General features: G+C 44.9%; 16 protein-coding genes. 8 read left to right on the top strand and 8 right to left on the bottom strand.

Features of this window, described 5'->3' with window-relative positions; genetic code table 11:
- Window positions 1–109 precede the first annotated feature (109 nt).
- From IEW26_RS15050 to IEW26_RS15035, 4 genes are all read left to right on the top strand, one after another.
- A complete protein-coding gene (locus IEW26_RS15050) occupies window positions 110–529 on the top strand; it encodes a MarR family winged helix-turn-helix transcriptional regulator (protein WP_188593007.1) in 420 nt (139 codons plus the stop codon).
- Window positions 530–553: 24 nt separating this feature from the next.
- On the top strand, window positions 554–1,204 hold the full coding sequence (locus tag IEW26_RS15045) for a nitroreductase family protein (RefSeq protein WP_188593006.1): 651 nt from the start codon (window positions 554–556) through the stop codon (window positions 1,202–1,204).
- Window positions 1,205–1,327: 123 nt separating this feature from the next.
- The gene (locus tag IEW26_RS15040) at window positions 1,328–1,624 is read left to right on the top strand and encodes a putative quinol monooxygenase (RefSeq protein ID WP_111273008.1); all 297 of its coding nucleotides are present in this window, start codon (window positions 1,328–1,330) and stop codon (window positions 1,622–1,624) included.
- 201 nt (window positions 1,625–1,825) lie between these two features.
- Entirely contained in the window at window positions 1,826–3,226 is a 1,401-nt protein-coding gene (locus IEW26_RS15035) for a prolyl oligopeptidase family serine peptidase (protein WP_188593005.1), read from the top strand.
- A 161-nt stretch (window positions 3,227–3,387) separates the two neighbouring features.
- Here IEW26_RS15035 and IEW26_RS15030 read toward each other — a convergent pair whose 3' ends face one another.
- The 4 genes from IEW26_RS15030 to crdA form a co-directional block, all read right to left on the bottom strand.
- A complete protein-coding gene (locus IEW26_RS15030; RefSeq protein WP_188593004.1) occupies window positions 3,388–3,909 on the bottom strand; it encodes a MarR family winged helix-turn-helix transcriptional regulator in 522 nt (173 codons plus the stop codon).
- Window positions 3,910–3,957: 48 nt separating this feature from the next.
- On the bottom strand, window positions 3,958–4,767 hold the full coding sequence (locus tag IEW26_RS15025) for an alpha/beta hydrolase (RefSeq protein ID WP_145402935.1): 810 nt from the start codon (window positions 4,765–4,767) through the stop codon (window positions 3,958–3,960).
- A 241-nt stretch (window positions 4,768–5,008) separates the two neighbouring features.
- Entirely contained in the window at window positions 5,009–7,435 is a 2,427-nt protein-coding gene (gene crdB / locus IEW26_RS15020; RefSeq protein WP_145402936.1) for a flavocytochrome c, read from the bottom strand.
- A gap of 13 nt (window positions 7,436–7,448) precedes the next feature.
- Window positions 7,449–8,063 (bottom strand): NADPH-dependent FMN reductase, encoded by a 615-nt coding sequence (gene crdA, locus IEW26_RS15015; protein WP_188593003.1) that lies wholly within the window; start codon window positions 8,061–8,063, stop codon window positions 7,449–7,451.
- A gap of 179 nt (window positions 8,064–8,242) precedes the next feature.
- Here crdA and IEW26_RS15010 point away from each other — a divergent pair, with 179 nt between their 5' ends.
- Both IEW26_RS15010 and IEW26_RS15005 read left to right on the top strand, forming a co-directional pair.
- Window positions 8,243–9,172 (top strand): LysR family transcriptional regulator, encoded by a 930-nt coding sequence (locus IEW26_RS15010; protein WP_111273001.1) that lies wholly within the window; start codon window positions 8,243–8,245, stop codon window positions 9,170–9,172.
- A 9-nt stretch (window positions 9,173–9,181) separates the two neighbouring features.
- The gene (locus IEW26_RS15005) at window positions 9,182–10,117 is read left to right on the top strand and encodes an FAD:protein FMN transferase (RefSeq protein WP_188593002.1); all 936 of its coding nucleotides are present in this window, start codon (window positions 9,182–9,184) and stop codon (window positions 10,115–10,117) included.
- Between the two features lie 20 nt (window positions 10,118–10,137).
- On the opposite strand, the gene IEW26_RS15000 is transcribed toward IEW26_RS15005, so the two are convergent.
- From IEW26_RS15000 to IEW26_RS14990, 3 genes are all read right to left on the bottom strand, one after another.
- Window positions 10,138–10,806, bottom strand: coding sequence for a Type 1 glutamine amidotransferase-like domain-containing protein (locus tag IEW26_RS15000; RefSeq protein WP_188593001.1), 669 nt, complete (start codon window positions 10,804–10,806; stop codon window positions 10,138–10,140).
- Window positions 10,807–10,903: 97 nt separating this feature from the next.
- Window positions 10,904–11,383 carry a GNAT family N-acetyltransferase gene (locus IEW26_RS14995; RefSeq protein WP_188593000.1) on the bottom strand — a complete coding sequence of 160 codons (480 nt, stop codon included), beginning with the start codon at window positions 11,381–11,383 and terminating at the stop codon, window positions 10,904–10,906.
- 17 nt (window positions 11,384–11,400) lie between these two features.
- The gene (locus IEW26_RS14990) at window positions 11,401–12,000 is read right to left on the bottom strand and encodes a DJ-1/PfpI family protein (RefSeq protein ID WP_188592999.1); all 600 of its coding nucleotides are present in this window, start codon (window positions 11,998–12,000) and stop codon (window positions 11,401–11,403) included.
- A 271-nt stretch (window positions 12,001–12,271) separates the two neighbouring features.
- On the opposite strand from IEW26_RS14990, the gene IEW26_RS14985 reads away from it, so the two are divergent.
- Window positions 12,272–12,802 (top strand): glutathione reductase, encoded by a 531-nt coding sequence (locus tag IEW26_RS14985; protein WP_188592998.1) that lies wholly within the window; start codon window positions 12,272–12,274, stop codon window positions 12,800–12,802.
- 156 nt (window positions 12,803–12,958) lie between these two features.
- Here the strand turns inward: IEW26_RS14985 and IEW26_RS14980 are convergent, their stop codons facing one another.
- The gene (locus tag IEW26_RS14980; protein WP_229729876.1) at window positions 12,959–20,656 is read right to left on the bottom strand and encodes an immunoglobulin-like domain-containing protein; all 7,698 of its coding nucleotides are present in this window, start codon (window positions 20,654–20,656) and stop codon (window positions 12,959–12,961) included.
- Window positions 20,657–21,249: 593 nt separating this feature from the next.
- Here IEW26_RS14980 and IEW26_RS14975 point away from each other — a divergent pair.
- A complete protein-coding gene (locus IEW26_RS14975) occupies window positions 21,250–24,882 on the top strand; it encodes an S-layer homology domain-containing protein (protein ID WP_188592996.1) in 3,633 nt (1,210 codons plus the stop codon).
- Window positions 24,883–24,978 lie beyond the last annotated feature (96 nt).

Here is a 24,978-nt window from a genome sequence, read left to right as displayed (position 1 = left end):
ACGATTGAGCGTAGCTACAGAATCATGAGGCAATGGCATTGTATACTGGCAATTTAATTATTTGTTAACATACGCCGTTGTTGATTGGATTCACCCGGGAGGTCTAGTCATGACACGTATGGTTTCCAAAGAAGAGCAGATCATTAATCTGCTGAATGTGCTGGGGAACAAAATCAGTCCCAAGTTTGAACGCTGCACCGGGATCAGTTCCTCTCGCTTTGAAATTCTGCATGAGCTGGATCAGGTTGACGAGATTAACCAGTCTATGCTTCAGAAGATCATTAACATCGACAGTGCTGCTATTACTCGCCACCTGAAACAACTCGAAGCCGATCAGATGGTTACAAGACGCAAAAATCCTGAGGATAATCGGGTAACTTTTGTTCGTCTGACCGATCATGGGCGCAAACAGATTGAAGGATATAAAGCAGAGAAAACCAATTATATTCATCAGATTCTGGACGGTTTCAGTGAAGATGAGATTCATGCGCTCGCCGATTTCTTGGAACGTATGCAAAACAATTTTTAAACCATATATAGAGGAGAGATTTCCATGTCTACAACACAAAGCAAATTCCAAAAAACAAATGATTTTAATGAAATTACCTACGGCCGTCGTTCCGTCAAATTGTATGATCCAGAAGTGAAAATCAGCCGTGAAGAAATGACTGAAATTTTGGCAGAGGCTTCCCGTGCCCCATCTTCCGTGAACATGCAGCCTTGGCGTTTTCTTGTAGTAGATTCACCTGAAGGTAAAGAGAAGCTTGCCCCGCTTGCACGCTTTAACCAAAATCAAGTGTTGACTTCTGCTGCAGTGATCGGTGTATTCATCGACATGAACAATGGCGAGTATCTGGAAGAGATTTTTGGTAAAGCCGTAGAGCACGGATTTATGCCAAAAGAAGTTGCAGAACAGCAAGTAAAAGTGGTTAAACCTTATTATGACAACATGCCTGCTTCCGATCTGCGTGACGTGAACCTGATTGATGCTGGTCTGGTTTCCATGCAATTGATGCTCGCTGCACGTGCTCACGGTTATGACACCAACCCGATTGGCGGTTATGAAAAAGCTCAAATCGCTGAAACGTTTGGCATGGACAAAGAACGCTATCAGCCGGTAATGCTGATCTCGATTGGTAAATCTGCCAAAGAAGGTCACCCTTCTTACCGTCTGCCAGTAGACACAATTACAACCTGGGCATAAGTGTAGAAGTATACTTTTTCTATACAGACCGGATTTAAAGCACACTGATTATGTTCAAATTCAGATCTACTCTTATTACAATAATCAGCTTTACTTAATACAATTCAATGGAGGTTTTCCACGATGATTATCATTCACGCACATCTGCAAGTACAAGCCGCTCAAGAGCAAGCTTTTCTGAACGCTGCCAAAGAACTGATTGCTGCAACACGCCAAGAAGAAGGCAACATCAGCTATGATCTGGTGAAAAGCACAGAACGTGAACAAAGCTACACGATGATCGAGCTGTGGAAAGATGAAGCTGCAACAGCGGCTCATAACTCAAGTGCTCACTTCCAGGCTTTTGTTCAACAAGCTGCAGCATTTATGGCTGCTCCAATGAACGTAGAAGTATTTGCAGGCGAAGCAGTCAAACAGTAATTATCTAAAAAAAGCCTGCGTCATACAACGAAATACAAAGCCCCACATCTTGCAGAATCGCTTGGAATTCACCATAGGGTGAGCTTCAGGCGATTTTTGCGTTATATAAAGCTGGAAAAGGTGTTCGCATTTCCCATGTTCCTCCTGAAATGATACAATGTTAGCATCTACATACAATTAACCATCTGGAGGTACATGCTGATGAATATGAAAAAAAGCTTGCTGTCAGGTTTCCTCGCTCTGGCTCTAATTTCCTCTCTTCTCGTCTCCACTAATGTAAGCGCAAACAATAATGCTGTATCAAGCTCTCCACTCTCCTACTCTCTCGTAACCAAAGGATATGATTGGGGGCCTGGAGTGTACAAGATCATTCTGGATACAGGTACCTCCATTCAAGAAAATTCACTGACCAAAGATACGTTTAAGGTACTCGCAGAACGAAGTTATCCGATGATTAATTTTCAAACACTGCAAACGTATGATGGATCGGATAGCAGCAGCCGAGCGATAGAGAAAGCCTACCTTTCCGATAAAAATGGCAATCCAATCTCCATGTCCAGCGGCCAATATATTACCATTGAGATGAAAGTGCATCCCGATCTGATGACTGCCAGCCCGTTTATGTTTGATCTTCAGTCCTTTACCAATCGATATGTTGACCTGCAATATACGATCATTCAGCAAAAATCCCTTCAGGATCAGGCCGGAAATGTAATCGATTATCTGACAACAAGACCGGATACACCTCACACGATGATCGAACAAGGTGTTGAGCCGTTTGACTTGACTGGCAAGTTCAAACACAAGGACTCCACATACGGTGAGATTCAGCTGACTTATGCCTCATATATGCCTGAGACCAGCAAGAAAAAACCGTTGATCATCTGGCTTCACGGTGCAGGTGAAGGTGGAACCGACCCGAGAATTGCTCTGCTTGGCAATAAAGTAACCGCATTAGCTGATGAATCGATCCAGAAATATTTTGGTGATGCCGCTGTGCTGGTTCCTCAAACTCCGACCTTCTGGATGAATGACGGCACAGGGCAGTACACCAAGAATGGAAAGAGTATGTATACCAAGTCACTAACTGCTTTGATCAAACAATATGTTAAACAGCATGCTGCAGATATTGATACGGATCGCATTTACATTGGCGGGTGCTCCAACGGCGGATTTATGACCCTGAACATGCTGCTGGCCAACCCCGATTACTTCGCGGCTGCTTATCCTTCCGCTGAAGCATACGACGATTCCTTGTTAACCAAACAGGATATAGCCAAGCTGAAAAATATTCCGATCTGGTTCACAGCTGCAGGAGCAGATCAGACAGTGGATACATCCAAAACGTCAACAGCTACCTACAAACGCTTGATCGCTGCGGGAGCCAAAAATGTTCATTACTCCTATTTTGATAAGGTGTTGGATATGAGTGGGGTGTACTCCAAAGGCAACGGCGACAACGCTCCGTATGAGTACAACGGGCACTGGTCCTGGATTCCTGTGTTGAACAACAACATCTCCAAGGACTTCAATGGCAAACCTGTCAAAATAAAAGGTAAAGCCGTAACGCTGATGGAGTGGCTGGCTAATCAGAAGAAATAACGCCATATATAAACGGTGGTACGATGTTCAGGGAGCTGTTCAGGGAGCCGCATAAGCGGTTCCTTTTTCATTCAAGCCAAAAAGGAACCTCTCCTTCACAGCTTTTCCATCGCTGGAGGAAAGATTCCTTTGTACGAAAATGACTTGTCGAAACCATCGGCCTATTCGTTGTCCGGCTCAATCTTAATGAGCTTGCGCGGCTCCTGTTCTTTTTCACCGTACCAGAGCAGCACATCTGCTAACAGATCCATGATGCGAATAAAGCTTTTTTTATCAGCCTCCGTAATCCGATCTGCCAGCTTGAAAATATCATCGAAACAAAGCTCACGCACAAATGCGGTATACTTCATGTAGACCTCGCGGCCCTTGTCTGAAGGTTTGACGTAAATATCTTTGCGGTTGCCGCTTAAATGATATTTTTCGAGCAGTCCTTTTTCCGTCAGGTTTTTCACATTTTTGGAAAAGGTGCTGCGGCTAACGCCCAAACGTGCGGCCATCTCAGACATCTTCTCTTCCTGATCCTCTGCCTCTAAAATATATTCGAGTGTCTGAATCTGAGCAGCAGAGAACGTCATATCTGTTCCGTAGCTTCGCTGAAGCTTATAGGTGTTGGAGTAAGCATTGCCGTACCTGATAATCTTCTCGACAAGTTCGCGATGTTCACCCATCCAATCTAATTTCATGCGTAATCCCTTTCGTCCTCAAATTCTCTCTCTTTTACTCTACTGAAATCAGAGGCGTTTTTCAATCCATGCAATAGCTTCTTCAATGACTTCATCCCGTGCCGTTTCATTGAAAATTTCATGCATGAGATGGGCATAGATTTTCAGTGTTTTATCCGTTGAAGCGATATCTCCGTAAAAGTCCCGAGAATCCTTTTCGCTTACGAGTCCGTCATTCGCTCCATGCATCACCAGCACTGGATCAACAAATTGTTTGGCGTTCTCTTTAAGCCATTCCACGCCATAACCCAGGCTGTTAAACAAATCAACTGAAATCTGCTTCTCTACGAGCGGGTCATTGGCGTAAGCGGATACCACTTCCGGGTCACTACATACCCCGTTGCCGAGTTCGTTCGGGAAATATGTGCCTGCTGGCAGCTCCATCGGAAGTTCTCCAGCCACCTTTGTATTGTAACGGGTAAGTGCTCCCGACAACACGATGCCTTTCACTTTTCCCGGATATTTCGTTCCAAACGATGAAGAAGCAAAGCCGCCCATGCTATGTCCGATAATATACAGCGGAGTATCCCCGATCTCTTGCAGCACTGCCTCCACTACAGCATTCACATCATCAATCAGATGATGGAAGTCACTATAAAATGTGCGTGCCCCTTCCGATCTGGCATGACCGCGATGGTCGAAACGATATACATTAAATCCTCGTGCATTCAGCTTCTCTGTCACATAATCATACCGGCTGGCATGCTCAGCCAATCCATGTACGATGACTACCGCAGCCTTTGCATTCTCCACAGTATCCTTGCTGAAATAAAGCTGTGTACCGTCAAATGATTGAAGCGTTGTTTCAATTCTAGTCATCGCATATCCCGTCCTTTTTTGTATTTTAATATTCATTAAATATAATATTGTTTCTTACAGAAACAATATACCATTCCATCAATTCATTTGTCCAGCATTTTTTGAAGCGTTTACATTTTGGAGCTTTGAAGCTTTTCCATTCGCTCATACGCATCGCAGAGAACTGCAAAAAAACCACTTCAATATTGAAGTGGTTTAAAAGTCGAATATGATGTTCTCTGTACATTTCTTTTTTTACTACTTATTTGTTCATCTCATCAACAGCCGTTTGACCAGCAATCCGTCCAAACGTAAAGATATCCGTCAAGGCATTACCACCTAAACGATTGCCAGCGTGTATACCGCCTGCAACTTCTCCGGCAGCGTACAGATGTGCAATAGGTTGGCCGTTTTCATTCAATACGCGAGTTTGGGTGTCGATTTTGATACCGCCCATCGTATGGTGGACCGCCGGTTTTCTAGGCGTAGCATAAAATGGAGCCTTCTCGACTTTTAAGCTAAACGTATCCTTGTGAAATTCTGGATCAAAGCCCGCATCTACGTAAGAGTTATACTTATCAACGGTCGATCTGAGAACCTGAGGGTCCATACCCACTTTCACTGCCAGCTCTTCAATCGTATCCGCTTTAAACAAAGTGCCCGCTTCGACCTGCCGATCTATTTTTTCCTGGCTGGTATTGGCAGCGGTTTTCTTGATCTCATCGTCAGCGATTAGATAAAATAAACTTCCCTGCTCGATCGCCGCTTTGGTTAAGACATCTCGTCCAGAGAATTCGTTGACAAACCGTTCTCCCTTTTTGTTAACAATGACGAAATTTTCAGGCGGTACTTGCAGCCCACTGAAGAGCTCGCCCGTTTCCGGGTCAGCTACCGGCATCATTTGCGTGAAGCCCATGCCTGTCAGTGCGGCTCCTGCACTCTTGCCAAGCGAAATTCCGTCACCGGTCATCGCGTAGGAATTCGTTGTTTTGATATCATCGTCAATATGGCTCCAATACGTGTTATATTCCTTCAGCATCTGCGTGTTTGCACCAAAACCACCACTGGCAAGCACAACCGCTTTTGCATGAACCGTAATTTTCTGACCATTTACACCCGTTGCAATGACACCTGCAATTTTTCCATCTTCAATAATCAATTGTTTTACCGGGGTATCTGTAATAATTTGTCCGCCATTGTCTTCTACATACTTGCTAAGCGCAATGATAAATGCAGAACCATAGCTTTTGACAGGTTTATGACCACGGCGCCACAGGGCACCTACTGGAGCAAATACGATGCTTTTATCATATTCAACACCGATATCCTCAAGCCATTGCACACTTTCCAGGGCACGATCGGTAAGCACCTTAACCAGATCATACTGCCCATAGATCGTGGTGCCATTCAAGTCGGTTCGTTTGCCTCCGAAATACGTTTGCATTCTGTGCAGCAGCGGGGAATCGAATAAATAAGCCTTTTCTGTGCCAAACTTCTCCTGATATGCTGCAAATTCTGCTTTCAACGCATGGAAATCATCGATATATTCCGGATGAATCAGGCTCTCATCGGTACTTAACAAGTTCTCAATCGTTTGTCGTTCCCCCGGATTCTCACTAAACTGCTGCTGCCATACAGGGTCTGCCGCGTTAACAGGACCACCTGAACGGATTGTATTCCCCCCAACAGCTGGATATTTTTCAAGCACAATCGCACTCGCACCTTGCTGTAGAGCTGTAGCAGCCGCACTGAGTCCGGCGCCGCCTCCCCCTACAACAACCACATCACAAGTATATTCCTCATCATCCTTCATCTGGCTGCTGGCAGGTTTTGGACGTCTTTTCAGAATGTCCGGGTTCACTCCGGCCAGCTTGACTGCTTTGGCGACACCGTTGATGACAGCGTTACTTGTCTCGGAAGCACCGGATAGCGCATCCACATTCAGTGTCTGCCCTTCAATGATTTTATTCGGAATCCTTACAAAAACGACATCGGCGATGCCTTCGGTTTCCCCCTGGGAATCAATATCAATACGTTCGATCCGATTTTCACTAAAGGATACCTTCATCGGCAGATTGCCGCTGTGACCAATCGCATTGACCTCATACACACCCGGTGTATAGGTAAACTCCTCTTCCTCATTGAGCTGATTGGAGATTTTGGCAAAACGAAGGAACCGCAGGAAGCACACTTCCAGAAAATCAATGGTTCCTTCACTGTTCAGGTTTCCTGCTTCATCAAATGCTTTATGTGCACTGCCAAGCAAAAACTCATATCCTGGCATCACATTCGCTTCAACACCCGGTGCATCCAGAATTTGACGTAGATGCAGCTGTGCACGCGAGGAACCCTGCGTTCCCTGCGAAGCACCAATAATCATGACCGGCTTGCCAGCAAGCGGATGGATTTCAAAGCTCAGCCATTCCAGCAGACTTTTCAGGGATGAAGGAATGGAATGGTTATATTCCGGAGTTGCAATAATCACGCCATCACTTGCTATAATTTTTTCGTTAAACGATTGTATAATTGCACTGTTCGTTTGGTTATCGGATTGATTAAACATCGGAACATCTGTAATATCAAGGATTTCAATGTCTGCTCTGGATTCAAAGTGCTTTTGCATGAACTGAAGCAGCTTGCGATTATATGATTTCTTTGCATTTGTGCCAACGATCGCTATGATTTTCATTGTAGTTCGCCCCCTACTCTTGCCAGGAAAATTTTTTCGTTTTTTTCTTCAACGTCCGTTTAGACAGCAGTTCTGTTGTGATCTCCGTAAACAAAACAAACTCTCTGAAAATTTCCTCAAGCTCTGCAACTTTCTCAGCACTGATCAGGCTGCCGCTGTTATCAAATGCACTCTGTGATTTTCCTAGAAGAAACTCGCTGCTAGGCATCATTCTCGCACCAAGTTCAGGCGAATCCAGAATTTGTCTGAGATGTGCCTGTGCTCTGGAGGAGCCGAGCGAGCCGTGGGAAGCACCCACGATCAGAACAGGCTTGTCTTTTAAGGTTTGAGTGGTATAGCTAATCCATTCCAGCGCACTTTTCAATACAGCAGGAATCGCGTGATCATATTCAGGAGTAGCAATAATGATGCCTTCTGCTTTGGAGATTTGATCCAGCAAGTCTTGTACCTTTACAGGAATATCAACTTCAGCTTCCTCCAAATCATCCTTTTCGATAAAGGCAGGCAAATCCTTGATTTCAAACAAGTCAATCTGGACCTCGCTGGCAAAATGCTTTTGCATAAACTGAAGCAGTGTACGGTTCGTTGAGACATCCGAATTCGTGCCCACAATAGCTAAATAATTCATCGTAATCCCCCTTCTGTCATTCGAGAAGATGTTTGCAACTGTTCACTCGATCTTTCGGCATAACTCTAACATATCAAAGCTCGAATGATCTAATAGTTATTCATTGCAGTTTGATAACCAATTTGTTATAATCAGCTCAAATCCTAAGTTTGTTACTTTTTTCACAAAGGGTGAGCGACATGTCTAAATTAGAATCGCAGGATATCTTATGTTACATCGACAGCCTTCTGAAATACAGCAATTATAGCAAAGCTGCCCAATCCCTTTACATCTCTCAGCCCTACCTTACCAAGGTGATCAAAAAGATCGAAGGCCAGCTGAACTGTGAGCTGATCACACGCAACAAACTTCCATACCGATTAACCGAACAGGGGAAAATATATTATCAATACCTGACTTCACTCGAACATAGCTACGCCAAGCTTGTCCGGGAAATCTCCTATGTATCGGATATCGACAACAAAGTGTTGCGGATCGGTATTCTTCCAAGCCTCGGCGCGTACTTAACGCCCCTTTTTTTACCGAATTTTCTGGAGCTTCATCCAACGTATAAAATTAATCTTGTCGAGGATTTGCCTGAAAAAAATGAGAAACGCCTCCAGAGTAACGAGCTCGACTTCTGGATTGGACAAAATTCCAGCAGCATCTCCCCGAACCTGAACTCCTATAGCTGGGGTAAACACAGTTACCGGGCCATTATTCCGCGCTGCTGCGAATTATATCAAGAGAATGTTGCGGTCATCCCGGAGGGCACGATTGAGATCAGCACCATTTTGAGTCAACGGCTTATCCTAACGTCCAAGGGCTCGGCCATTCGTAAACAGATTGATCAATTGCTTAGTGTATACAAGGTACAGCCCGACATCATGATGGAAAGCAAAGATATCTACACTGTGCTCAAGCTCGCCAAGTGTAATTTAGGCCTCACGATTGTGCCCGAGAGTGTTCGAATCGACGAGTGCCCTGCAGAATACAATATCTATCCCATTCCTTTGGATAAGATAAGTCTGGATTATTTCATAGCCCATCATGGAGATAAAAAGCTGACCAGCGTGGATCATGACCTCATCCATACTTTTCTCAATCACGGACAACAATGTGCGATATAGGAGGCTATCATGAAACCTTTTACGAGAACGATACCACTCATGGGAACTAACATCTCTCTATATATTGATGGCAAAAATGCTGAAGAGCTTGCCGAGGAAGCAGCGAAAATGCTAAGGCATTATGAACAAGTGTTTAGTGCCAACAGCGAGCACTCGCAGCTTGCCATGTTAAAAAGAGCAGCCGCATCTCATCCGATACAGGTGGACAAAGAGCTGTATGATCTTATCCGGATCGGCAAAGCACACAGCTTGCATGAAGATTCATTTTTAAATATTGCGATCGGTCCATTGATCAAATTGTGGAGAATTGGTTTCCGCGAGGCACATGTGCCCCAGGATTTAGATATTAAAGCGGTGCTGGAGCTGTTGAATCCGGAGCATATACAGCTTGACGATGAGCAGCAAACAGTTCATTTATGCAAAAAAGGCATGGAGATCGACCTTGGCGCGATTGCTAAAGGTTATTTTGCCGATCAGGTTATGGCCTTTTTCAAAAAAAACGGGGTCGTCTCTGCAATGGTCGATATGGGTGGAAATGTGCTTGTTCATGGGGATTCCCCCTCAGGGCTCAGTCACTGGAAGGTTGGAATACAGAATCCCTTTCTCCCCCGGGGAAATGCAGCAGCATATGTTAGCATCCGGGAGCAGTCCGTCGTTACATCCGGTATATACGAGCGAGTTCTAAAACAAGAAGGCCAGCAGTACCACCATATATTCAGCAGTACAACGGGCTATCCGATGGAAAGCAATATCGCTTCATTAACTATAATTGCAGACAAATCGCTGGACTGTGACATCTATACGACCGAATTGTTCGGGTTAGATGCCGCCTCCATCATTCACAAAGTCAATCCCATGAAACATATCGAAGCTGCTGTCATTACAAAGGACGGAAATCTGGCCTACACCGACAATCTCAGGGGCAAAATCCATTCGATCTCATGACTGTACAAAGCTTATTCCAACTAAAATGTTTCGACCAATTTCTGAACCCTGGAGTGGGATATTAAATATACAGGACCTAAAATGTCTATTTTTCCGTCCTTGACACGCATAGCACTCTCCTGTTCTGCCGCATAAACATCTATCTCTTTGGATAAGGGGAACAGGTAGCCTTCAGCAAACGTAGCGTAGTCACGTTGAGCATGCGATTCATAAGCAAAAGCGTTACAACTTAAACCCTCATAAATAATACTTGTTTCAAGTTTAGGCTTAGCATCAGCCGAAGAGAACCATTTTGAAGCCATGTTTAATGAACCAGCACTTGCACCGATGATTACGGCGTTGCTGTTCTTGATTACATTGGATAATTCATATTTGGCCAGAAAATCGTGCTGCTGAACAGGATCTCCACCGCATAAAAAAATGACTGAAGCATTCCGAATAATTCGCTGAGCCTCTTCGTGCTGCACACGGTAATCTATAAAATGAGTTTCATCGAAAAGAAGGTTTGCCTGAGTTAACCATGTCCATTCCGTGAAATCATCAAAGTTAACCTGCTCACCTTCATAATCAGAAGGATCACCGCTAATCATAACAAGTGATTTTCTGTCTTGGATATCCTCGTGCAACAATTTAACCAGCTTCTCTGGGAAAAAATGATTAAACCAACTGAAGTAGTAATATGTCCTCAAACTTAATGACCTCCATATGTATAATTTCATGCTGCTATTCTATGCTTATTTATCAGCGGAGTTTGAGGGCGAATTGATATATTTTCCAATTCACCTGTTATCTCAACGTTTTAATAAACGTAACTCTATGGTAATCCATTGTAAAAAAATCCTTTTCATAAGCTACCTCATCAAACCCGATATGATTATAAAATTTTATAGTATCTTCATTTCCGACATGACCTAGTGTGTAAAGAATAATTTCTTTTTCATTCATTTTTTTAACTTTATTGCAAATTGTGCTAATTAGGGCGAGTCCAATACCTTTCCGTTGAATTCCCTTTTTTACTACCACTCCTACGATCTCGTAAAGACCTAACCCTTCATTGAATAAATAGCCTGCATGACCAAGGATATCATTATTACTGTCTATAGCAACGTAATAGGCATCTTCTTTGGTTGCATTCGCTGTATCTAAAAACTCTGACCAACGTGCAGGGTATTTTTCAATAATAAACTTAGGAAACTGTAAGGGATATTCACTCATTATGGTTTCTATTTTATTTCGGTCCTTGTGTTCTAACAAACGGATACGCACGCAAATCCCCTCCAAATTCAAGCCTTCTTCCAATCATATTCCATAATATTTGCCGTTTGTATTGCTCGTTCTTCGCCCAGTAGTCGTTCTACAACGTATAACGCAGCATCCATGCCAGCAGATATTCCAGCGGACAATACAATCTTCCCATTATCCACATAACGAATATCTTCAATGATTTCAGTAGAAGCAGGGATAATTTCCCGTAATTCTTTCATCGCCAAACGATTGGTTGTAACCTTCAAACCGTCTAATACATAGGCTTTTGCCAAAATCAAGGCCCCAGTACAGACAGACAGTAAAATTTCTACATCATTGGACACGTCCCGAACCCAGCTCGTTATCGTTTCATTATTCATTTCTTTTCTTGAACCCCAACCTCCAGGGATCACTAATATATCGGGATCAGGACAGTTATGAATCGTATAAGCTGGATTAATGCTAAGCCCTCCCAATGCCTGGATCGGACCTTCCATTTCCGCCACAGTGTACACATTGAAGTCCTGCCCTCTGTTACTTCCTGAAATAAAAACTTCAAATGGTCCTGCAAAATCCAAAGGTTCTACTTGTTCAAAAATGAATAATGCCACATTTCTTGCCTGCCGTACCTGTTCCATCCTATTCATCTCCCCTAGAATAAGTAAAAGCATACGGTGTATGACCAAATACGTTGCTCAGGCGTACGGCTTATGACATATGTGCCTGCTCGTGGTTCTCCACGTTTACGCAAGTGGCACATACCAAATATTTACTTCATTATAATCTGGAAATTTAGATGACTGCAATTGTTTTGGGCATTCTCCTGTATCCTTTGACCTATTCAGGCCCCGCTGATCTTATAGGATAATGTAGAGTATATTTCAATCTTGAATAAGGGATGGGATGATAATGAGTACGCTTCAATCGGTTATCCATGTACTTCAGCATTCTTCTGATGAGAATGTGATGGAGCAATTTTTCGAGCACGAGTCGTTAATCTGGATTGATTGGAGAGAAGACGAAGGCGACATCATCCAATACTTTAACGATCAACTGCCGGAATCGGATCAGATCACGTGTGAGATCATCGACATCAACAAACCGAGAGGCGTTGATATTGTGTTAAGTTCGCATGATCGCAAGCTGACCATTCCGTTCGCTGATGATCGGACTGATCGAGACAGCGCCATTCGAGCTATGCAGGATATGATTGCTCCCCGGTATCAGATTCGATGGTTTATGGAGTCCTTAGGCAACGACACGTTAGCGTATCTCTTATTATCTACGGAACAGTGGGCGGAGCTTGAGAAGCAATTCGGAAAAGAAAAGCTGGAATTCCACTTCCAGCCGATAACAAGCGAAAGCGTCATGTTTTCCCTCGACATGGATGAGGTGTTCGCGCTAATAGAAACAAGGCAACAAGCGCGTACCTCTGAATAGGCAACAAAAACTCGTTAGTATTTGTACACTTAGTTCGCCGGTTTTCCAACTAAAAAACGCCATCACGTAATGTGATGGCGTTCCTTTTTTGAATCAAGCCCCGGAGGATTAATCACTTCGTCATCGCTCCATGTAGGCCCCCTATACTTAACCTGTCTACATCAAACTCCATAAATTATAGATCATCACTGCTGCTTCTGCACGGTTAGCATTTTTTTTCGGCGCAAACTCATCGTTACCTACACCGTTTATAATGCCTGCTCCCTGTATTGCCTCTACCGCTTGCTTCGCATAGTCTGCGACGCTTGCTTCATCCTTGAAGGCAGCAGCTTCACTACTTGATAATTCCAGTTGCTTCACTTGTATCGCTTTGTATACCATAACGGCCATATCTTCTCGCGTAATGCTCTCATGAACTCCGAAGCTTCCATCTGGTTTCCCGTTCACAATCCCCAGCTTCTGCGCGGTTGCGATATTTCCATGGTACCATTCTCCTTGCTCCACATCACTAAAACTTGTCGTTGCGCTTTCATCCGATAACTCCAACATATTCATCAGCATAGTAATGAATTCTGCTCTTGTCACCTGACCTTTCGGATTAAACTCGCCATTGCCTACACCTTTTACGATGCCTCTTGCTCCTAATGCAGAGACCGCATCCTTCGCCCAGCCTTGGGTCACATCCTTAAAGCTCGTTGCAACATACACTACCGTATACTTATTTAGTTCCGTTGGCTTGAACTCTACTTTTCCTGTCGCTGCATTGTATTTACCATTCGTCACAACTCTTAACTCTCCATTGTCCTTCACATCGTATACGATGACGTTGTTTGGATTCTCGGTAGCCTTTAATGTGTATGGCAGTGCAATGACAAGATCATCTCTACCATCAAACGCTGTAAGCTTCTTACCATCCAGCGTTAACTTGATATCGTATACAACCTCACCGTTCAGCGCAGCTTGTGTGCCAGCTGGAAGTTGATCCGCTGCCATTTTCTTGATGGACAATCCTAACGTCTTCCCTGCGCTTGCTCCTGTTCCAAGCCGTTCGCTAGCCAACGTTACGACTGCTGAGCCTGTGTTGATCTCGATGCTACTTACCTTGGCAGTTCCGCTTGTTAAGCGCGGATCAACTGATAGATCAATGGTTAGTTCGTTCAAGCCTTGATTACCTTCAACTTGTACCCGCAGCTTACTGCCTGTCGTTTGATCAAGCGCACGCTTCACCGTATCTGCACTTAACTTGACTTCAGAAGTGCCGCTCTCATTCACGACTGGTTTGATTTTTATTTGCCCGTTATCCGATACCACAGGTTCAGTTCCACCTGTAGAAGTTGGTGGTGCTACAGGTGCAGGAGTATTACTGCTACTACCGCCACCATCTCCATTACCACTGCCTAGTGCAGTCGGTTCAACCAGTGGTGTCACCGTTACCGTAGCGCTGGATGATAAACCGCCATCTACCGTAGTTACTGTAATGGTTACTGTTCCTGGTGCCACCGCCGTTACGCGACCTGTTGCACTTACAGTAGCTACAGATGGATTGCTTGAGCGCCATCTTACTTCTTTTTTCGTTGCGTTTGCTGGTGTGATCGTAGCTGTCAATTGCACTGATTGACCTGCTGCGATGGACAATGTCGTTTTGTCCAAGCTAACTCCGCTAACGGATACATTTTTCCCATGGAGTGCATCGTATTCGCTTTGTTTAATCGGAATAACCGTACCGTGACGCGGATTAGCTGGTAAGTTGTAGTTGGAAGATAATGTCCAGATACCTGATGCCAGATTGGTTGTTTCGAATGGAATGTAACCTCTTCCACCAAACTCATCTACGAATAAATACCACTTTTCATCTGTATTCGATTTGAAAATCGTTGGACCCTCGACCCATTTCATGTTACCTACGCCTTGATTAATCATCTTGAAGGCTGGGTCCAGGACTGAGTCACCAACCTCCTGAAAGATCATCTTGCCAAATGGAGCAGCAGCTCCGTTGTCCTGTTCATCCTTCGTAAAACGATATACTTTTCCATCATGCTCAATCATCGTGGTGTCTATGATGGAATATCCATAATCCAAATATACTTTAGGTTCAGTAAACGTATAGAAATCTCTTGTCTTGCTATACATCATTTTTTGGTAGGCGCTGCCTGTATGGGATGCATCATCAAACATTCTCGATGCCCAAAATACAATGTATTCACCTGTTGTTTTATCATACATGATTTCCGGTGCCCAAGTATTACCCGCTTCTTCCGGTGCAACCTCTACCATGCGTTGATCTGTCCAGTTGACCAGATCATTCGATTCCCAAACCATAATGGAACGACTTCCCCATGTTTGCGCTCTGCCCCAGTTGCCATTGCCGTTAATTTTCAGATCGGTAGCGATCATATAGAACTTGTCACCTTCAGGCGAACGAATAATGAACGGATCACGAACCCCCTTTTCCCCCAAGGCAGAGGTCAATACAGGTTTACCATCATTCAATTCTCGCCAGTTCAACGGATCATTGCCGTCACTTGCTGCAAAGTAAATTTGCTCTCCTGTAGAAGTACCTTCTCCTGTGAAATATGTGAAGAAGTATCCCGCATAATTTTCTTCAGCAGGCAGTTCCCTCACCTTCGCAATAAATTCCTTCGTAGTGGATGCGGAATTTAATGTAATCGTCGCTGTAAGCTTCACGTCTGCATCTCCACTACCGTGCGCCGGGCGTTTTACTTCACCCGTACCTGAAACGACGTTTGGCTGAACGGAAGTCCACGTGATCGTTGTTCCATAGAGTCCAGATGCCGGTAATGTGAGATGCCCCCTTACATCATGAATGTTATGAACGACTAGTGCTGCTTTGGCTTCATCTACAGCAGCGGCATCGTTCGGCAATGCTTTAACCTTCAACGTAAAGGTTTTGGTAGCAGTCTCAGTGCCATCTGAAAATACCGCTGTTAACGTTACAACTTGATCGCCAGTTGCGTTAGCTGGTCTTGTTACGGCACCTGTAGTTGAGATCACATGGCCTTTATCTGTTGTCCAGCTTATTGTCGTGCCATAAGCGTCTGATGTTGGCAAGGTTACATTGCTTGTAATCGCATCTTTGGATGTATTCGAAGCAAGAAGATCATGAATCGTTAATTTCTCTGTCGCAGCTGATACAAACATGCCCTTCATCGAAGCAATCTTTTGATCTGCACGAGCCTTCAGTGCTGCAATATCTGACGCACTCATAGCACCATCATAGATTTGGAAGTCTGCAATCAACCCGCCGAAGTAAGGATCAGCTGTATAGAATGACTTCCCGATATATCCACTACTGCCCGAGATATTTTTTATTTGTTCCAGCGTCATTCCATTGGTTGAGCCTGTTGCAACAGCAACACCATCAATATAAAGCGTCAGTGTACCATCCGTGCCTGAAACAACAGTTGTAACTACTTTCCATTCATTATTTTTCAAGCCCGTGGTCGAAGCGGCGGACTCATTATTCCAGGCATTTGTTGCGATCCCTAAACGGGCCTGACCGTTAGCGTTATAACGTGGTGTAAAATACGTATAGTGCGTATTATTGTTGGGTTTTCCTAATGCGTATAACCACTCCGCAGCGTTTTTGCCGCTCCAGTTCACTATGGATGAAACCGTAATATCCGTTAATCCATCGAGCACTCCTTGTGGAAGCTCTACATAGGAATTAGTTGTGCCCCCATTAAAACTTAGCACACCAGCATCTTGTGTATGGACCCATTCTGCTTTAGACGGATTCATCCATTTCCCGTTGAATTTTCCGGTTTGGTCAATAACCGTCTCTCCATCGATATCATTCATATCGTAATGGAGAATAAGCTCAGCCTCAGACGGCTGCTCTATTGGAGGAGTAATGTCTTCATCCGCTAATGCTGCAATCTCTTCAGCGGATAACGCACGATTATAGATACGGAAATCATCCAGTTTACCAGCAAACAGACGATCGGTACTATTTCTCGATTTACCAATATAGTTCATCGTTGTTTCCAGTAACATTCTCGGCTCAACATTAAATGTCGAGCTGCGCTTAACCTCTTGACCATTCACATACAATACTGCATCAAATTCATCCATCGTAATGGCAACATGCTGCCAAGTCTTCGTTGGTAATAGTGCAGCATTTCGCAATGCATATTTATAATCTGATCCGAGTCTCGTGCTGTCATTGATGAATTTCTCCGTAAAAGGTGTTACGACAGCGAACTCTAAACTACCTGTATCTCCTTGTGTACTCAAGTACATGGTGTTGCGGTTAACCTGTCTGCCTGTTTCGGAAGCAAAATCAAATATGCGTTGATTTGCCTGATTTTTGTCTACTTGAACCCATGTAGAGAACGTAGCCTTCTCCAGATTCAAGGATTGAATCAAGTTATCTGGCAGTTTCACATATCCCGTTGACCCATTAAGCTCTAACGAAGCACCCTTTTTACCAACATGATCCTCTTCATTAATCGTTGCTCCACCTACCAGTGTTGCGTGATGGTCATTGCCAGAAATGTCATTCAACGTCGTACCCTTCACTGTATTTGTATCAAATGAGTAATGTACAACCGGGTCTGTTGATGGTTCTGGACCCTTCCATGCATACTTCTCTTGCAAAGCATTATACTCTGCACGTGAGATGGGAATTACGGTTCCATGCCTTGGTCCTGGCGGAAGTGCATATTGATCACTGCTTAATACATTGTTCATATATTGCGTGCTGCTATCCAGATCTGTTGTATATCGTACATGATATGGCCATGAATCCAGGAACAGATACCATTTGTCTTTATGAATGTCCTTGAAAATCGTTTGTCCTTCGTTGTTCCCATTTTTTCCAATCAAGCCGAGTTTGTTATCACGTGTACCCGGAACAGCGTCGTATTGAAGGCCATTTGCTGCAATACCATCCTTGTCATAGTAAAACGTTGGCGCTTTCTCCACGTACACTTTCGTATTCACTTCTGACTTGGTGAATCTATATAACATATCATTATGCTCAATAAACGTCGTATCAATGGTTGGAAGTGACTCATCAATCATGACCTTTGGCTCAGAAAAGCTGTAGAAATCCCGCGTTGTTGCATAGTACATCACATTGTACTGACCTGCCGGTCTCCCGTTATAATCACCGTATGTCTCTGTGTTTTTCATCGAGGATGCCCAAAATACGATATACTCTCCGGTTTCCCGATCATAGATCGCTTCTGGTGCCCACGTATTTCCTGCCGTCTTGGGAGCAACCTTGACCATTCGCTGCTCGCTCCAGTTAACGAGATCCTCCGACTCCCAAACCATCATGTAATGACTACCTGTAATTTGAGCTTGGTCAAAATCTGTACTTTCACCCATTTTCAAATCGGTTGCCAGCATATAGAATTTATCCCCTTCTGCTGAACGAATAACGAATGGATCACGAAGTCCTTTTTCCCCCATATTCGATTGAAGGATCGACTTTCCATTATTCAGTGCTTTCCAGAACAAGGGATCTTCAGCTGTAGCGAAGGATATCTCTTCCCCACCTTCATGCTCACCTGTAAAATACGCAAAGAAGTACGCATCAGGCTTTACTGGCGCAGGTGCTTGTTTAATTTTAAGGTTAAACGTACGCTCTTTGGAAGCTGTGCCATTCGTAATTGTAGCAATTAGCGTAACGGGGATATCCGTAGCTTGCCGGCTTACCCAGCCTAGCTTTGCGGCGTTGCCAGCCGCTTCGGCTGTCCCTTTAACAACTGTCGGTCTGCTAGATGTCCATGTAATGGCAGAGCCTTGTTCACCTGTAGTGACAAGACGTAAGTTGCCTTTAACGTTGTCGGCATTGTAGATCTTTAATTGTTCAGCATCCAGTTCAGCCTTCTGCTGATCATCGAACTGCTTCAGGATTGTAACAGGGAATACAGCTGTTGTTGATACCCCTTGATACGTTAAAGTAGCCGCAAGCTCTGCTTGAACATCACTTGCTTGCGCATTTGGACGTTGCACGATACCACTGTTAGAAATGACAGCAGGATGGCTGGAACTCCAAGTGATGCTTACACCGTTTTTACCGCTCGTTGGTAAGGCAAGGTTTCTCGTGATCTGTTCCGCACTCTGATCTGCCTCATCTAGGTAACGATCGATGTTAAGTTGATTCGCTGCATCATCCACAGTAAGCTTTCGTATTTTGGAAATGAGATCTGCTGCTTCTTGTTGATATAACTCGCCCATTTCTTGCTCCGTCAATGCACGATCATATACACGAAAATCAGCCACGCTGCCTTGAAGATATGGATCGTTCGAGAAGATGGACTTGCCGATAAAACCAGAGAACGTGGAATCCGGATTAACAATTTCTGTCAGCTTTAGTCCTTTCGCATTACCTGAAGCAACCTTAACTCCATCCACAAATAATGTGATTCTGTTGCTGGCTTCAGAGAAGGAAACCGTTACATGCTTCCATTGTCCACCGATCAGATTGGAGTTTGCGCTGCCTGTAACTAACGCTTCGTTCGGCCAGCCATTTTTAGAGATACCTGAGGCCACCATATTGCCTGATCCGCTGCCGTGACGTGGGGTTACGAAAAAATATTTGTTCGTTTCCGGTGTTAACATCGTACCCAAACCGAAAATCCAGCGATTCGTACCATCATTCGTCCAGTTCACGATGGAAGATACGGTAATCTCATTCAGACCTTGTAATAGATCCAGGCCATTTGTGCCCTTAGGAATCTCGACATATCCACTATTCGATGTAGAACTTCCACCATTGAAGGAGATAAAACCAACTTCACTGTTTGAAATGAGTTGCCCATGGTTTGCATTTTTAAATATCCCATCAAATGTAACTTTCTTGTTGGCGACATCCTTCAGTACGAGTTGACCATCTACTTCGGCAGTCGTTTTCATGTCGTAATGAAGAAGCAGATCATCATTTAACGACTTTTCTTGAACGGTAGTCTGCTCTACAGAAGCATCTTTAGGTAGTAAGGTAACCACGAACTCTTTTGTCGCTTGGCTTTCACCTATAGAAATGGTTGCCGTTAACGTTACTTGTTGTTCCGTTTCTCGTAAAAACACTTCCCCCGTTGGACTAATCGTATTCTCATCACTGGAAGTCCACGATATCGATGCGCCATACGTATTGGCAGAAGGAAGTTCAAGAGATTCGGTAACGGCAGATATATCACCTAACGTTAGCTCTTTTTTGCTTTGTTCTACTTGCTTTTCATTGAGCGATTGTTGGTATACTCCAGCGATATCATCACTACTTAGTGCCTCTCCGTAAATTCTTAAATCTTGAAAGCTGCCCGCAAAAGTAGCATCCCCTACATAATTGGAGCGACCGATGTAAGCTTGCAAATCCGTACCAAAGCTGGCTGTTGTTTTCTCTTTGGCGGCTGTGCCTATACTTACACCGTTAATGTAACCTGTAATAGATTGTTCTGTGATGACCGTTGTATAGTGAACCCATTGACCTTCGTACTGCGACGTGGAAGTGCCTGATACGCCTACCTCAGTTGTCCAAGGCTGCTCCACATTATTGCGATCTGTAAACACAGACTTGAAATCACCACTTGGATTGGATGGATTAAACAGCCAATAGTTCGTTGGCAATTTATTCTCAGCTGCTGACGTACCGTAGAACAACGCGGAGTAATTCCCGCGTCCAGTGTTACTCTTGATCCATACAGAGATCGTTGTATTTTCTTGATGATCAAACAAGCCGGTAGGAAGCTGCACGTAGTTCGTATTACTATCGCTCCCTCCAGGTAGAGTAAGGCCATCGGCATACGTAATGTTTCCTACAGCCGTCCCATGCTTGCCATTACCCGATGTATCCAATACATCCTGAATCAACGGGTAATGCGCCAACATTGTTGGTGTTATCATGTCTGCGGAAGCTTGGTTGCTAAATGGCATACCAAAACTAAAACAGCTGCTAAAGGTCAAAAGTAAAACTAAAGTTATGTTTGTCATTCGCTTTCGCATAACATTCTTCCCCTCATTTAATATTCAGAAGCATACAAAGCCATAACTCACCTTTAAAACAAGACCACCTCACTCAAGGAGCTATATAAGTTGAACTAAAGATTTTACACAATCCACTCCGATGACAGAATAACCTTCGTGTAAATAAATCGTTCAACTTATATCGAATAACTCTTTAAAATGAATGCGCTTACATTTCTTCTCATATTACGTGTTCAGATATTCTAATTCAATGTACTATCATCTTAATAACGTGGATTTTTTTATTTCAATTTGAAATTTGACATGGACTGCAACACTATCACTATCCTTCGAAGTAATCGTTTCGATTCTAAATATACTCTATGTTTAAATTAAAGGATTGAACCCCTGATAAGCATAATATATATAGTTGGGCGCTTGTCAAATGCATAACGTGTCCTGTTAGGATGCGGGTAAGCCTTAGCGCACCAGATCGAAAAATAAGGAGGATTTCATTTATGCCCAAACGTTTTAGCAGAATGCTTGCATTCCTCTGTTGCTTGGTCATGGCAGCCTCGTTAATGTCTGCGAGCTATGCAGCTGCCGACAAAGACAACATTGAAAACGCAGCAGTAACAAATGAAACACCGACCGCCATTTTTGGGACTCCCGAACTCGGGTCAAACGACCCCCTCTGGAGCCAAACTATGGAGCATCACATCAACAAAAGCACTGTGCCCACCGACCCAAGACCCCATGCCACGGGCACGGCCAGAATCCTTTGGGATCATGACTTCCTGTATGTCCGCGTTGTTGTTAATGATAGTAATCTATATCAGGGAGCTGGCGGAGATCACCGGTACGACAGCCTGGAGTTTTATGTGGGTACCGGAAGCAGCGGCTCTAACCAATGGCGTGTCAGCGCGACGGGTGTGTTTTCAGGGCAGGCCGCTCCAGGCAGAGCTGCATGGACCCAGATCACGGAAACAGGATACATCGTGGAAATGAGAATACCCAAACGAAATTTGACCTTACAGGAGGGAAATCTTACCTTTGAGGTCTATATCAATAACTCAACGGAAAACGGCGCTGACCGCTATGAAGTCGTTTCCTGTTTTGGAGTTCCGGATGCGGCTTATACCAGCTCTGATTCATTTACAGACAGCCTGCAGCTCATCTCAGCCGATGAAGTGGACACCAGATTATCAATCACTGCAACGGCAGGTCCGGGCGGTCGAATAACGTCGAGCCCACCCGGCGATGTTCTGAGAGTAGACCCGGGCTCTAACAAAGAAATTTCGTTTGCTCCCGACTCCGGTAAAGTTGTGGATACCGTAACGGTAGACGGCGAGATCGTGCCTTTTTCTGCTGGCACTTATACCTTTACGAATATTGAAGCCGACCATACCATCCATGTGACATTCAAAAACGATCCGGACGCGAGCATACTCCCTTTTATCGTATGGAATGACAACTTCGCCAGTGGCGAGTACACAACGGCTGTTATCATCGACTTAGGCGAGGGAAAAGCGGCGTTAGGCTCCGAGCTTCATCCCGGCTTGTTTGCCTTGTCGGCCAGGAACACAACCCTGAACGGTGAAGCGGTTACCTTTGAAGGACCACGCAAGATCACCAGGGTATACGCCAATGACGAGCCGAAGGTACGGGGCTATGTGGGGCCGGTAAGCAATTCACCAGATTATCAGGACGGACTGGCGAGCGGCCGATATATCGTCGTTGAGTCTGAGTTTTATTCAGAGAGCGGCGGCAAAACAACGCTGGATGGCAGCAACTCGACAAAGCAGGTTTACACCCTTATCCAAAAAGGCGAAATCGTATTGACAGAAGGAAATCCGCTTCACAACGTCGTTTTTGAACAAGAAAAAGTTGTGAATCCAATCCTCGATCAATTTGCAACATTCACGGACAATTCAGTCAATCGTTCGCTCTACCTTCACAAGGATGAAGACGGTAACGTGATGAAAGGATTGCCGCTGTATGTTTATACCCATGGCATGTCACGCGGCGGTACAAACGCTGCAACAGACCAAAAGGCGGCCATGAAATCAGCCAACGGCTCGGTCGCTCTAATGAAAAAGATGGAGCAAAATCCCGAGAAGTACGCCAGCCATGTACTGAATATCTCCTATAATGGCATATCTGTTCCCTCCACAGAGAATGTTAAAAAGGTCATAGACGCCCTGATTGCCAGCGGCGAAGTAGACCCTAACCGTGTTTACGCAGCAGGCTTCTCATGGGGCGGCCAGTATACAAACAACCTGGTTAACAGCTACCCTGGCTTCTTCGCCGCCGCTGCACCTATGGCCCCGGTAAGCGGTTCACCGAATGCTAAGGACAATGACGCTCACAACAATCTGGCCTATTGGATGTTTTTAAATGCTCATAATGTTGGAGGCTACCAGACTAACCTCAATAACTTCATCAATAACAATATGCCGAAAATGGTCAACGCGAGGGCTTCACGCTTTGAAAGTAATGAGGCGCTTACGTGGCCGTACAATCAATTTGATCAGCCGAATCTGAGGCCTAATCCTGCCAACACACCTGTTCTGCCTGATTATATAGCGCATGAAGTTGAAGCGGCGGTTCTTTACAACCAAATAACGATGGGAAGTTGGAGTATGGCTCCCACGGCGCAGTCCTCTAACTTGCCGGCTTGGAACAATGACTACACAGATGTCTTTGATTGGATGTTTGCGCAGAGAAAAGCGGTTGTGCCCGGTGCGTCAAGCGGCTTCAAGGCAACTGCAGGTGACGGACGGGTCACATTGAGCTGGACTGCTCCTGCTAACGACGGGGGAAGCCCGATATTGGGCTACAAGGTGTGGTATGGCAACGCAGCAGCAGTCACTTTGAGTGCGGCGGATACCAGCTATACCTTCAAAAATCTGACAAACGGCCAAAGCTACAGCTTCAAAATCATCGCGGTGAACGCAAAGGGTGACGGCGCAGAGATCAGTGTGACGGCCATGCCGACAGCCGCGACAACGCCTACCGTGCCTGATTCTGGTGGAACTACGGGCAATACGGGCAACACCGGTAATACAAACAACAGTGGTAACACAAGCAACACCGACAATACGGGCACCGGGACAGACGCTGGAATGTCGAAGTCGACCTACACCGTGAATACACCGAAGGATAAGCCGGCAGTCACGGATAAAAACGGCAATACCACCCTGCCCGGCGGCGGCATTATTGCGACCAAAGGCGGGACGGAGATCAAAGTACCTGAAGGCACATCGATAGACTCAAACGGTATGGTGACCATTCCGACGGACAAGAGCGCCCAGGTGACACTACCCGGCAGCAACAGCACAGTGACCATTCCGGGCGGCTCGACGATCGCGAGCGATGGTACGGTCACAGTAGGCGGCAAAGAAGCGCACGTGAACCTGCCAAACGGCAATCAAGTGCATATCCTTAACGGATCGAAGATACGGAGTGACGGTACGCTTGTAGTCGGACCGGACGGAGCAAGTGTTGGCTTAAAAAACGACATGTCGTTAAACATCCGTAAGGCTGCAGAGCTTGTATTCGATGACAGCTCCCCACTCGGCTTGCTCGTGGTTTCCGGCAATCCATTCAGGGATACCACTATGGACGACTGGTTCTACAGCGATGTAAATTCCGCCTACACATACGACCTTTTCAACGGCACGACGTCTACGACGTTCTCACCGGGTACCCCAATGACACGCGTAATGTTCGTGCAGGTACTGGCCAATCTGGAGAACGTAAAACACGCCGAGTACACAAGTTCCCGCTTTGAAGACGTGACGGACGGACAGTGGTACACGGCAGCAGTTGAGTGGGCGGCCGAAAAAGGCATAGTCAATGGTTTAAGCACAGAGCAGTTTGACCCACATTCATCAATGACGCGCGAGCAGATGTTAGTGATCCTTAACAACTACATGAAGTACAAAGGCTATGAGATACCTGAAAGCCAATCTAAGTCCTTCGCAGACGAGAGCGAAATCAGCTCATGGGCATTGGAAGCCGTTCAAGCGCTGCGGGGCATTGGCATTGTAGTAGGCAATCCAGATAATCTTTTTGCTCCTACAGCTCCTGCTACCCGCGCCGAAGTCGCTGCTATCTTTGTAAGGTTTGTCGAACACCTCGCTAAGTGAAAGCGTATACAGGATAAAACAAATCCTTGTTAGGGACTTACAGAAAAAACGCCATCACGTGACGTGATGGCGTTCTTATAGTATGGAGCCTAGGGG

Source organism: Paenibacillus silvae, from assembly GCF_014639235.1.
Lineage (GTDB): Bacteria > Bacillota > Bacilli > Paenibacillales > Paenibacillaceae > Paenibacillus > Paenibacillus silvae.
Note: the sequence above shows the minus strand (reverse complement) of the source record. Positions and strands in the feature narration are given on the sequence as shown.